Annotated in this window: 10 protein-coding genes; 4 read left to right on the forward strand and 6 right to left on the reverse strand. The window is 48.2% G+C overall.

Going from position 1 to position 12,901, the window contains the following annotated elements; translation table 11 throughout:
- Positions 1–93: 93 nt before the first annotated feature.
- Positions 94–2,061, forward strand: a complete 1,968-nt coding sequence (locus WBG78_RS23700; RefSeq protein ID WP_337328991.1) for a S9 family peptidase — start codon at positions 94–96, stop codon at positions 2,059–2,061.
- A gap of 197 nt (positions 2,062–2,258) precedes the next feature.
- Here the strand turns inward: WBG78_RS23700 and dnaK are convergent, their stop codons facing one another.
- Positions 2,259–4,190 (reverse strand): molecular chaperone DnaK, encoded by a 1,932-nt coding sequence (gene dnaK / locus WBG78_RS23705; protein ID WP_337328992.1) that lies wholly within the window; start codon positions 4,188–4,190, stop codon positions 2,259–2,261.
- Positions 4,191–4,613: 423 nt separating this feature from the next.
- On the reverse strand, positions 4,614–5,585 hold the full coding sequence (locus WBG78_RS23710) for an aldo/keto reductase (protein WP_337328993.1): 972 nt from the start codon (positions 5,583–5,585) through the stop codon (positions 4,614–4,616).
- A 299-nt stretch (positions 5,586–5,884) separates the two neighbouring features.
- Between WBG78_RS23710 and WBG78_RS23715 the strand changes: the two genes are divergently transcribed.
- A complete protein-coding gene (locus tag WBG78_RS23715; protein ID WP_337328994.1) occupies positions 5,885–7,468 on the forward strand; it encodes a peptide chain release factor 3 in 1,584 nt (527 codons plus the stop codon).
- 145 nt (positions 7,469–7,613) lie between these two features.
- Here WBG78_RS23715 and WBG78_RS23720 read toward each other — a convergent pair whose 3' ends face one another.
- Positions 7,614–8,222 carry an NADAR family protein gene (locus WBG78_RS23720; RefSeq protein ID WP_337328995.1) on the reverse strand — a complete coding sequence of 203 codons (609 nt, stop codon included), beginning with the start codon at positions 8,220–8,222 and terminating at the stop codon, positions 7,614–7,616.
- A gap of 23 nt (positions 8,223–8,245) precedes the next feature.
- Between WBG78_RS23720 and WBG78_RS23725 the strand changes: the two genes are divergently transcribed.
- Together WBG78_RS23725 and WBG78_RS23730 are read left to right on the forward strand one after the other, a co-directional pair.
- A complete protein-coding gene (locus WBG78_RS23725; RefSeq protein ID WP_337328996.1) occupies positions 8,246–9,004 on the forward strand; it encodes a DUF6882 domain-containing protein in 759 nt (252 codons plus the stop codon).
- Between the two features lie 199 nt (positions 9,005–9,203).
- Complete coding sequence (locus WBG78_RS23730; RefSeq protein WP_337328997.1) at positions 9,204–9,500, forward strand: hypothetical protein; 297 nt, start codon at positions 9,204–9,206, stop codon at positions 9,498–9,500.
- Between the two features lie 22 nt (positions 9,501–9,522).
- Here the strand turns inward: WBG78_RS23730 and WBG78_RS23735 are convergent, their stop codons facing one another.
- The 3 genes from WBG78_RS23735 to WBG78_RS23745 form a co-directional block, all read right to left on the reverse strand.
- A complete protein-coding gene (locus WBG78_RS23735) occupies positions 9,523–10,188 on the reverse strand; it encodes an LA_2272 family surface repeat-containing protein (protein ID WP_337328998.1) in 666 nt (221 codons plus the stop codon).
- A complete protein-coding gene (locus WBG78_RS23740) occupies positions 10,189–11,316 on the reverse strand; it encodes a hypothetical protein (RefSeq protein ID WP_337328999.1) in 1,128 nt (375 codons plus the stop codon). It lies immediately after the preceding gene.
- A 774-nt stretch (positions 11,317–12,090) separates the two neighbouring features.
- The gene (locus tag WBG78_RS23745; protein ID WP_337329000.1) at positions 12,091–12,837 is read right to left on the reverse strand and encodes a L,D-transpeptidase family protein; all 747 of its coding nucleotides are present in this window, start codon (positions 12,835–12,837) and stop codon (positions 12,091–12,093) included.
- Positions 12,838–12,901: the final 64 nt, after the last annotated feature.

The raw sequence follows: 12,901 nt of genomic DNA on the forward strand, positions 1-12,901 counted from the left end.
TGTGCCGGGCATCTTTTTTTGCACGCATCTTTTTTTTGGAAGGTGTACTATCTAAATGAAAGTGCGTTAACTTTCCTTTTTACCCCCTGAATCATGAAGTATCTACTCATTCTGCTCGTCGCGGTCTGGTCCCTCCCCTGCGCAGCACAGAAGCAGCTCAAACCTTCATCGTTATTTGAAACAAAACAGGTAAGCAGTCCCGAGGTTTCTCCGGACAAGAAATGGGTGGCTTATGTTGTGTCATCTGCCGATACGACCGAAGATACCTTCGACGACAACGTCTGGATGACTGCCGTCGATGGTTCGGGATCAATACAGGTTACATATTCAGATAAGGATGAAGGGCATCCCAAATGGAGTCCTGATAATAAGTGGCTGAGCTTTACTTCGTCGAGAGGTAAGCCGAGCAAATCTCAGGTGTGGCTACTCGACAGAAGAGGAGGTGAGGCAAAACAGCTGACAAAGCTTAGGGCGAGTGTCAGTGATTACTTCTGGAGTCCCGATTCGAAGACTCTGTTGTTGCTCATGCACGATCAGATCAATCGTCCCGACAGCATGAAGGAGAAGCCGGCGGATCCAATTGTGATCGATCGTTACCAGTTCAAGGCTGATGGAAGCGGCTATCTCGAACATCGCTATTCGCACCTCTATCTTTATGATGTTGCCAGCGGACGACTGGACACGCTTACCCGCGGGAAGTTTGACGACATCGAGCCAATCTGGTCGCCCGACGGAAAGTATATTGCATTTGCCAGTAACAGAACGGAGGACTCAGATCGAAACCTCAACAACGATGTATGGATCATAGAAGCTAAACCCGGTGCTATAGCCCGGCAGTTAACCACGTGGGAGGACTACGACCGTAACCCGGTTTGGAGTGCTGACGGCAAGACCATCACCTATCTTCGATCGATATCTCCAGAGGGCGATACCTATGACGAGCCGCTGCTCGCGTCACTTCCGGTTGGAGGAGGCACTCCTAAACTCCTTACGCAAGCTCTCGACAGGCCTATCTCGAAACCAGTTCTTGCCTCTGATGGCAAAAGCGTGCTGGCGCTTGTTGAAGACGATCGCAGGCGTTATGTAATCTCCGTTGATATAGCCACCGGGCAACAAAAGAAGTTGTCATCGGGTGATAGGAGCATCACGATTGTAAAGCCGTTGGATGCTTCAAGAAGCATCGTTCTGATGAGTGAACCCACGAAGCCATCAGAGATCTACGTGCTTCAAAATGATCAGTTCAAAAAACTCACCAACCACAATGATGAGTTTATTTCAAAGTACAGACTTGCCACTGTGGAAGGATTTACGTTCAAGAGTGACGCCAACACGACGGTTGGCGGCTTGCTCATCCGACCCAGTGACAAGCCGAAGGATCAGAAGCTTCCTCTTATACTTTGGATTCACGGCGGGCCGGTGTCGCAGGATGAATATGAATGGGACCAGACACCTCAGTTGTTTGCAGCGCATGGTTATGCCGTTGCGTGTATTAACTACAGAGGAAGTAATGGAAAGGGATATGCTTTCTCACGGGCCATCTTTGGTGACTGGGGTCATTATGAAGTAGTAGATCTCCTGGCAGGTGTCGATCATCTTATTAAGACCGGCGTTGCCGATCCGAATCGGTTAGGCATAGGAGGATGGAGTTATGGCGGCATTCTTACAGACTACGTAACGGCATCCGATTCGCGCTTCAAGGCGGCTGCCAGTGGTGCAGGCAGTGCACTGCAGATCACCATGTATGGGACCGATCAATACGTTCAGCAATACGAAATGGAACTCGGTGTTCCATGGAAGAACATGGAGAAGTGGATGAAGGTGTCGTATCCGTTCTGGAAGGTTGACAACATCAAGACACCAACATTATACATGGTGGGTGAGAGCGACTACAACGTACCGGCTGCTGGCAGTGAGCAGATGTATCAGGCGTTGAGATCGATGGGCGTACCTACTCAGCTCATCATCTACCCCGGGCAGCATCATGGGCTGAACGTGCCCAGCTACTTAAGAGACCGGTGGGAAAGGTATTTGGAGTGGTACGGGAGGTACTTCAAGAATTGATAATTGACAATTGATAATTGATAATTAGGAGTGGGCTTCGCCCTGGTTGCACGACACGACCTGCGGTCGTGGCTTTCAATCAGCAGAGGGCTGGCGGCTAATTCTTAATTCTTAATTTCTTTCGGTCCTGCGGACCTTTAAAAGCAGAAGGCCCACCTTGTGGCGGGCCTTCGTATTTAAAACTAATCGAACAGGAATTACTTCTTGTCGTTTACTTCTTCGTATTCAACGTCTGATACATTGTTAGGATCAGCTGTTGAACCCGTTCCGCCTTGTGGGCCTGCGCCTGGATCACCCGTTGCTGAGCCACCGGCGTTAGCACCAGTCGCTGCATACATCTCGGCAGAAGCTGCCTGCCATGCATTGTTCAGCTTTTCAAGTGCTGAATCGATCGATGCAAGATCCTGGCTCTTGTGAGCATTTCTCAAGCCTTCAAGTGCGCTGTTGATCGCTGACTTGTTGCTTTCAGAAAGCTTGTCACCGTATTCCTTCAGCTGCTTTTCAGTCTGGAAGATCAGTGAATCAGCCTGGTTGATCTTTTCGGCGCTTTCCTTCGCCTTACGGTCGCCTTCGGCATTTGCCTGAGCTTCCTGCTTCATCTTTTGGATTTCGGCATCAGTCAATCCGGAAGAAGCTTCGATGCGGATCTTCTGTTCTTTGCCTGTTCCCTTGTCTTTTGCAGACACGTGGAGGATACCGTTGGCGTCTATGTCGAACGTTACTTCGATCTGAGGTACGCCGCGTGGTGCAGGCGGAATATCGCTGAGGTGGAATCTTCCGATCGTTCTGTTATCCTTCGCCATCGGACGCTCACCTTGCAACACGTGGATTTCCACTGAAGGCTGGTTGTCAGATGCTGTCGAGAACACTTCAGATTTCTTAGAAGGAATCGTAGTGTTAGATTCGATCAGCTTCGTGAACACGCCACCCATTGTTTCGATACCCAGCGAAAGCGGAGTAACGTCGAGGAGCAACACGTCTTTTACTTCACCAGTCAACACACCACCCTGGATCGCTGCACCTACTGCAACAACTTCATCAGGGTTAACACCTTTCGAAGGCTTCTTGCCGAAGAACTTTTCAACCTCGTCAACGATGCGGGGGATACGAGTAGAACCACCCACAAGGATCACTTCGTCGATCTCTGATACGTTTACACCGGCATCAGCAACTGCCTTGCGGCAAGGCTCGAGCGTACGGCGCACGAGGTCGTCTACAAGTTGTTCGAATTTCGAACGGGAAAGTTTCTTCACAAGGTGCTTCGGAACACCATCAACCGACGTTACATAAGGAAGGTTGATTTCAGTTTCCTGAGAGCTTGACAACTCGATCTTTGCCTTTTCAGAAGCTTCCTTCAAGCGCTGGAGCGCCATAGGATCTTTGCGCAGGTCGACGTTTTCTTCCTTCTGGAATTCGTCAGCCAGCCAGTTCATGATGCGCATATCGAAGTCATCACCACCGAGATGAACATCACCGTTGGTAGATTTTACTTCGAATACACCGTCACCAAGTTCGAGGATCGAGATATCGAAAGTACCACCACCTAAGTCATAGACGGCGATCTTCATGTCTTTGTTCTTCTTGTCGAGACCGTAAGCCAACGCAGCGGCTGTAGGCTCGTTGATGATACGCTTCACATCGAGACCGGCGATCTGACCAGCTTCTTTGGTAGCCTGACGTTCTGCATCGTTAAAGTATGCAGGAACAGTAATAACGGCTTCGGAAACTGTTGTGCCGAGGTAGTCTTCAGCAGTGCTCTTCATCTTCTGAAGGATCATTGCTGAGATTTCCTGAGGCGTATACAACCTGTCACCTATGCGCACGCGCACGGTATTGTTGTTACCAGATTCGACCTGGTAGGAAACCATTTTCTTTTCACTAGATACTTCACTGAAGCTTTTGCCCATGAAGCGTTTGATGGATGATACAGTATTCTTGGGGTTGGTAATAGCCTGACGTTTTGCAGGATCACCAACCTTGCGCTCACCTTTCCCGTTATCCAGGAAGCCAACGATCGAAGGTGTCGTGCGACGGCCCTCGCTGTTAGCTATAACCACTGGTTCGCTGCCTTCCATCACGGCAACGCACGAGTTGGTGGTTCCTAAGTCTATTCCAATTATTTTTCCCATATGATCAGTTTTTGAAGTTCTAAACATCCCCTCACCTTCAATGTTTGTGCCGGGGGGCATTTAGAGGCATTTATATGACACGTTGACAGGTATTTTGACAGGGTTTCCGGAATGGGCCCGGGGGAGGGATAAAAAGCGGTCAAATTGATAATTGACAATTGATAATTGATAATTGATAATTGATAATTAAAGGAGGGCCGACAAGCGGCCCGGATTCATTTGTCGATCTGCTGATTTGTTGATTGGAAACGGCAGCCCGAGCATGGGTGCCGCTGATCCTTATGGATGTACGGCTCCGTCGTGATGCTCCTCGACCCGATTGGTACGTCCTCGATCTGACAGCTATGTTCCCCTCCCTGATGGCTACGCCCTCTAAGACCTTCCAAATCAACAATCACCAAGTCAACAAATCAACAAATGGTTTTATTGTGACCACTCTGTAGGCGTGCGGTCCCAGCGGTGATCTTTCAGCTTCGCTAACAGTGATTTATCCAGCTTGCCTTTGTCGCTGGCGGCGGTGTTGGCCTCCACGTTTCGGAGCTTGCGCATGCCCGGGATGATGGTATGGACGTCATCATTAGATAAGATGAAGCGAAGCGCCATCTCCGGCATTGTCATTCCAGCAGGAATGAGGGGACGAAGGGCCTCGGCATGATCTACGCTGGAATTCAGGTTTTCGGGAACGAAGTAGGTTGAGCGCCAGTCGTTCTTTGGAAAGGTAGTCTCCTTGGTGAGCGTGCCGGTGAGGGTACCTTCGTCGAATGGAACACGGGCAATCGTTGCCACATCGTGCTTGCGGCACATAGGGAAGAGGTTGTCTTCGGGATTCTGGTCGAAGATATTGTAGATCACCTGGACGGCGTCTATGAGTCCCGTTTGAAGTGCCTCCAAAACATTGTCAGGTTCCCAACGGTTTACGCTGATGCCGAAGAACTGAACCTTGCCGTCCTTTTTGAGTTTCTGAATGCCTTCTTTCCAGTCGTCGTGGCGTGTCCAGCTATCATCCCACACGTGGAATTGCTGGAGATCTATTGTATCGGTTCCGAGATTCTTCAGGCTCTTGTCGGTGTACTCGATGATATGCGACAGCGGATAGCAGTCTTCGGCTTTGTACTCCGGCTTAGCAGGCCACTTGAAATTCTTTGCAGGGATCTTCGTGGCGCAATACAGTTTTTTGTTCGGGTTTCTCCTGACGAGGCGACCGAGGATCTCCTCACTTTTTCCGGCCGCATAGGCCCAGGCGGTGTCGTAAAAATTGCAGCCCAGTTCGACGGCGCGGTCGAGTGATGCTTCAATTTCCTTTTCATCGTTTCCGGTCCAGCCTGCAAGTCCCCACATGCCATATCCTATATCGCTTACCTGCCAGTTGGTTCTTCCAAATCTTCTGTACTGCATAGGTGGTTTTAAATTAGATCAGAAAGATAGGGGAGAAGTAGTTAGTCCTGAGTACTTAGTCCTGAGATTGGTTACTGGTATTTTTTGAGAGTAGTTAGTCCAGAGTATTTAGTCCTGAGATTGGTTAGTGGTATTTTGAGTTTATTAGTTGGGGCCGTAGGTTCAGCGGGATTTGTCATTAACCAGGGTAATTGCAATAAAAGGGTAATGGCGGCTACGGGTATGGGCTTTGCGGTGAGCCTGAGGGCACCTTTTCAGGACGGATATTTCGTGCTACTTTTGCGCCCTTATAAGTCATCATGAGCCTGGAAGAAGAAATCGAGAAGCGCCGGACGTTTGGAATCATCAGTCACCCGGATGCGGGGAAGACGACGCTGACGGAGAAGCTGCTGCTGTTTGGGGGCGCGATTCAGAAGGCGGGGGCCGTGAAGTCGAGCAAGATCAAGGACCACGCCCGCTCCGACTGGATGGAAATTGAAAAGCAACGCGGTATCTCCGTGGCCACGTCGGTGATGGGTTTTAATTACAAAGACGTCAAGATCAATTTGCTCGATACGCCAGGTCACCAGGACTTCGCTGAAGATACGTACAGGACGCTTACGGCCGTTGATAGCGTGATCCTGGTGATCGACTGTGTGAAAGGTGTCGAGATGCAGACGGAGAAACTGATGGAGGTTTGCCGCATGCGGAGCACCCCTGTGCTTTGCTTCATCAATAAGCTGGATCGTGAAGGACGCGATCCATTTGAGTTGCTCGATGAGATCGAAGAGAAGCTGCGCATCAAGGTGCGCCCGTTGAGCTGGCCCATCAGCATGGGTAAGACATTCAAAGGGGTGTATAGTCTTTATGAGAAGAGTTTGCACCTGTTCACGGCCAGTAAGATCACTGTTGAGGAAGGGATACAGATAAAGGACATTCAGGATCCGGAGCTGGAGAGCTATGTAGGTGAATCGAATGCTCGTCAGCTGCGTGCAGACGTAGAGTTGATCGAAGGTGTTTATCCCGAGTTTAATGTCGATGAATACCTGTCGGGCAAAGTTGCGCCGGTGTTCTTTGGAAGTGCTGTCAATAATTTCGGAGTGAAGGAATTGCTGGATACGTTCATCCGTATCGCGCCGCCGCCGATTCCGAGAGATACAACGGTACGGATAGTGGAGCCGAATGAAAACAAATTCACGGGCTTCGTTTTTAAAATCCACGCGAACATGGACCCCAAGCACCGGAACAGGATTGCGTTCATGCGCATCTGTTCGGGACAGTTTGAAAGAGGGAACAACTATTATCACGTTCGTCAGGAGAAGAGCATTCGTTTCTCCAATGCCACGGCGTTCATGGCCCAGGACCGCGAGACAGTCGACGAGGCATGGCCTGGTGATATTGTCGGTATTTTCGATACGGGTAATTTGAAGATAGGGGATACGTTGACAGCAGGCGAGAAGCTGATGTACACGGGTATTCCGAGTTTCTCACCGGAGATCTTCAAAGAGGTGGTGAACATGGATGCCATGAAGACGAAGCAACTCGAGAAGGGTTTGCTTCAGCTGATGGAAGAAGGGGTGGCACAGCTGTTCTCCTATGAACTTGGGAAGAGAAAGGTCGTTGGTGTTGTTGGTGCGCTGCAGTTCGAGGTAATTCAATTCCGGTTGAAGAACGAATATGGCGCCACCGTTCAGTTTCACTCGCAGAGCATTTACAAGGCGTGCTGGATCAGTGCAAAGGATCCGAAGAAGCTCGCGGAATTTATAGAGAACAAGCAGCGGCACATTGCCCGTGACAAGGATGACAAGCTGGTGTTCATGGCCGAGTCGCGTGCGTGGCTGCAGATGGTACAGGATAACTTTCCGGATATAAACTTTCATTTTACATCGGAGTTTAAGGACTAATACCAGACGGCTGTTACATTTTACATTTTACATTATTTTACATTTAGGGTTTTAGATTTTGCGGTTATCTATCCGGTGTTTGGAATGCAACCGCAAAATGTAAAACCCTAAATGTAGAATAAATGTAGAATGTAAAAGTTGTCTGTTAGCTTGACAGTTTGTCCCGAACCTCCATCAGCGCGAATCCCAATAGATTCAGGCCCTTCCAGGTTTCAGGATTATTAACGAGGGCGTTATCCTTTCCTAATCCAATGCCCCAGATGTTATCCACCGGACTTGCCTCAACCAGGACTCTGTCCTGTGTGTTGACGAGATATAGTTTCAATGCAGGGTGCTGTGAGAACTTATGATAGTTGCCTTCGACAACAATGCCGAATCTCGCGTCTTCCCACTTTTGCTGATCGAAACCGGCAACCTTTCGCCCGAGCTTTTTGGCTTCCGCGGGAGTCTTCGAGTTGATGATTTTATCTCGTATACCGCTATCGTTGAATAGCTCCGCTTTCTTTGCCATCATCCAGTGTTCGGCAGTCTTGTAGATTATTCCGTCAACATTAAACGGAGCTTCCCACCATTGGCTGAAACACGAATTGGTTATTTGGTTGTCTTTACTGGGTTGATGTCCCCAGAAGAAGATGTACTTAAGCGTCTCTCCCTGGTTGATCCGGTCTATCAGATTTTGTGTGGTGTACATCGCTGGCTTTTGAGTCAGTAAGATAACATATGCAGAGGCGTCACGAAAGTTGAAAGTCATCATTGCCGTTGGTTATATTGCGCCCAATGTTAAACGAGGCTTTCGAAAGTTATAAAGATCAATGCGTAGAGCACCTCTCTGTATTGCAGGAGGAATTTATGAAACTATATGACATCGAAAGCTATGAACACTGGTTTTACGACCATGGCATCGGTGCGTTTCATTTTAAATCGGACGATGGGAGGAACCTGTATTTCAAATATGTTGAGGTCGGTTCATTTTCCACTGAAAGAAACACATGGATGTGGTCGTGGGAAAATGATTCTGTTCCCAAACATGTGATCAGGGGCATTGAAAAGGTGAAGGCCTTCGGGCAACAGAGAGGATTCAACACGTTGCTCGAAGGCGTTGTTGCAGACGGAGATGATTACACCGGCTGGGCGCTGACGGCGATCACAGCTAAACTTTTGAGTGCTATTGGGGCGTATCGCGCGCCGCACGAACACTTGCTCATATACTTTGTGTTCACTAACGAGTTGACGCAGGAGCAGTATGATGAACTGAAGAACAAATACGTCGAATGTGAGGCTCATGGGATGAGCCGTGTTGCCTTCGTGTGCCAGCACTTATTGAAGGGATCGAACCTTGGTTTTCATGAGACGATCGAATCCAATCCTTTGACAGATCCTGACGACGACTACCAGGCGTGGTGCGATGATTGCGAGATTGCCTGGATACGCGAAGGCGAATGGAACGCCACTTTCAAGGCATTTGTCGATTTAAAGATCGTTTGTGATCAATGTTATTTTGAGAGTAAGCGACGGAATATTTCTGAAGGAGGTTGATTATTTTAGAGACTATAAGCCCCTTTATTTTCCCCCTTTCACTAAGCCGATACTAATCTTACTCAGAACGGTTTGGTTTATGTTATCCCGCAGAACAACAATGGTAACGTCATGACTCGCATGGACGTCTCCGCCGGCGGAGGAAATCCTTTAAATTTTTTTATTTTAGCAGCAGACTCATTCAGTTGCCCGCAGTTAAATGGACGATTTCAAAGCCGCTGTTAGACTTACCGTTGCGCTATTTGTTATTGACACGATGATTCTGTTGCTATTCCTTTTCAATCAGACACCATTTATTTTAGTTCTCTTCTACATCTTTGGTGTGGTGTCGTTGTTAAGCGCAATCGTCCGATTAGTCATATTAATAGTCAGGAATGCAACCGGTAAGATCGAACTGGATACTTTCCTCAAGTCTGCGTGTGTAATAGCCGCCATTATCCCTATGGCGATGATCTATGGGTATGTGGTATTTACGTTACTGGAGCGGCGTGCATAATTTCCAGGATGTATCAGCTTCTTCAGAAGCTGGCATTAATCAATGGCGTTGCTCTCCTGCCAATTCTATTCCACAATCCAAGCTGCACTCCCCGCATCTCATGAGCATGATTAAACAATGCTATCTGTACGCCGTTTGCCTTCACTGCAAGATTCAGGACGCCTGATACTGCGAGCCCGTTGAGGTTTTTGTGTTCGGCCCACATTCCTGACACAGACAGGCCATTTTGCCTGTCAATGAATTGAGCGAATACGGTAATGTGTGCGCCCTGAAATGACCAATTTTTCCCGCCTTCAACAAAGCTGATGGACAGGCCATTTAATTTATGGTGAATCGCTAATGGTTGGCGTAATTGTTTTAGATCAAGTTGCTCCCTGAACTTCTCCGGTTGATATACGGTAAACACCATAGCCATGCAACCCGCGATGGCAGCAAAGGGCGATGCGTTCAGGTGAAGCCCGTTGATTCTGACCGAATCCATATGATCGCAATAGTCGTCCACTGAAATAAGCCATCCCATAGCCAGACCGTTTGTAATCCTTGCTTTGGAAGGAATAAAGCCAAACCCGTTGTGCGTCCTCTTCATGCATACATTTCTGTATGTCAAAGAGTCTTCACAATTGAATTGAGCATTGGACAGGTATGGTGTCAGCAGACATGCAGCAATCAATGCAGGACGTGATATCATTCAACGGGGTTTATAGTGCACACGCGGAGCATTCCCCTGGATGATAATAGCTATTTTGTCCAACATGTCCGTGGAGATATGTTGCTTAACGCCAGGGAATGGAAAGTAATAACGATGAAAATCGTTTGCCAGTACATCGCCCGTTGAAGATTTGATAATGGATAGTTGGCGGCGATCGTTGACATGTGCGGTTGTTTGTGTGTTGGTGAATGGTGATGGTATGGATGAAGCAATGACTTCCGATGGCGTTGTTATATCGGATGTCGGCGTTTCATCGACGTTGGGATGATCATGTTTTGGCATGTCCGCGGGCGGCGACGCATGGCGTTGGGGCGACGCGTATTGTGGAGACGTGTGTTGTAGAGACGCAATGCATTGCGTCTCTACGGCGGTGGAGGCGAACGTTGGGTCATCGATCGTGCGAACAAACACCGTTGTATCCGTGTCGTTTGATTTCGTGGTGTCCGTGGTTCCGGGAATGAACGCAACATTATTGGTTGCCGTTTGCTCAACCGTTGTGTTGAACGTATGTTCGGATGACGCATTCAAACCATTAATAGCCTGTAACATTTCGGATGCTTTTGTCATTGTCTTTTGTAATTCCTGAAGACAATGGTTTAGTGCATTCGTCATGTCCGCGAGCTGTTGCGTCATTGGGTTAACATTACCTGCGGAGGCATTGGCGTTACTGCCTGCTGCGAGTAGCGCTTCGAAGATGTTAGCCGGGGCGTTAGCATGAACTGAAGCAGCCGAACTCTCCGTAACTGGAAGGCCAGGCGCTTCGCCTATTGTAGCCTCAGCAATGAGTTCTTCAAAATCAGATGGATTCGCATAGATCGTTCGCAGCGCGTCACGCCTAGCCGCAGTGAGCGCATTGGGCGACTTTCTCGACTTCGCTATTGCCTTATATCGCTCCAGCTCTTCCGGGTTATTTAACCTTTGCTGCGCCAGCATATTCGCGACCTTGAATATACGGCGCGAGCGCAATTGCTTCGCTGACGGCGGTTTACTGCTCGGTTCTGGTTTTTTTGAAATGACGATCTTGCCGTCATAGTCTTTAAATACTACAGTATCGCCGAGCATGCCGGTGACCTTCTGTATCAGAGGGTTGTTGTTTCCTAGTGCCATGAGAGTGGTCTTTAGTAGTTATGTTTTGTTAATAGTTTTGTTTTAAATACAGTCAATTAAGTTCATAGTCCAGTTAATACCGCGAGCGGCGAAAGGTCACGGCGATATTTAAAGAATTGCAAATTTTTAATTTCGGCATTCTGCTCCGATGTAATTCCTGCAATCGCGAGTCAGGCGTTAATGCGAGAATCTCAAAGCTTTCCAGTCGACGTTAAAAAAGTCAACTGCACACTTATAGGATGCGGTCCTTTTCGTACTACTTACAATTTCCCAACGTCACAGGTGGACACGCGTTCCTGTGTCCTATGATAGTCGGATGGGGGAAGAAATTATTTTATTTGATTATTAACCAGTAGCATACTGGCAGCTGACTGGTTGATGCCGCCTCAACAAACCGGAGAGTGTACGATGAGTGTCGGATGAGTGAAGGATGAGTGTAGGATGGGGTGGGGTGCTTGCTTTGCGCAACTCGTTGCGAGAGGGAGTTGCAGGAAGGAGAGAAGATAGGGAGAAAAATTAAGAATTAAGAATTAAGAGTTAAGAATTAGCTGGCCGGCCTGCGGCCGTCTGGTAGGGCTTGGAAGATTTTTCCGACTGCGTATTCAGTCGAGAAGTGTGATGAAATATTTTGAATTTTAAAGCAGAGTGCTGCTGAAGTGATTCGTTCTCAGCAAAAATTGATTGTGTGCGAGAACGCTGGGGCGAAGCGGGTGAGAATTAAGAATAGTAATTAAGAATTTGCTGGCCGGCCTGCGGCCGTCGGTATTCAGGGGGTTAATTAAATGTGGGGTTTTGGTCTGAGTAGTAGGTGCCATCTGACTTTACTTTTGTGTCGGTCAGAACTTTGTTCTTTTCGAAGTCGGCGTAGATTGGTTTAAGGTTTTGCCAGAAGGAAATGCGTGAGGCGTCATCAGGGAAATCGCGACGCAGGCTATTCATGCCGTTGTCGTCCATTCTGCAGGGAAAGATGTGCACGGGAATACTGGCCTGACCATTGGATTTTGCTTCCACCGCGAGGATGTACAATTCCTTAATTTTATCATCGGTGATGGGAATGCATCCAACAGTAACGCAATTGCCATGAAGATAAATTTCACCCCCGGGATGATTTTTGTCGCTTAGAATTTTATCGGATGCGTTTGGATAGTTAAGGCCCAGCGACAGGTGGAAGTTGCTTTGAGGATTGAAATGATTGATTGCATAAACACCTTCGGGCACCTGCAGATCGCCTTCCCTTCGCTTCGGGCCCAGAGTGCCTGACGATGAGCAGATGTCGTAGGTGTGCAGTAGCACATACTTCGTTTTGTTATGTTCCTTTATCCAAACCTCGAGCTGCCTTTCTTTCTTGAAAGCGCGAATGAAGAGACTAAATTTTTCGTCCGATAATTTCTTCTCGTGGAAGTAACCTCTCACGGTTTCTTCCTTTTGCTGATAGGCATCTCTTACGCGGGGATGCTTCTTTTGTTCATTGCTAAAGCCTGGATTCACCAAGAGCAGTATTGTTAAGCAGATCAACCTCATAAAGGCAGGCTATTCGGGGGCCTTTCCTCTACAACGGATGGATACTGTTAGTCGTTGTATTTGT

The organism is Chryseolinea sp. T2, assembly GCF_037203685.1.
GTDB lineage: Bacteria > Bacteroidota > Bacteroidia > Cytophagales > Cyclobacteriaceae > Chryseolinea.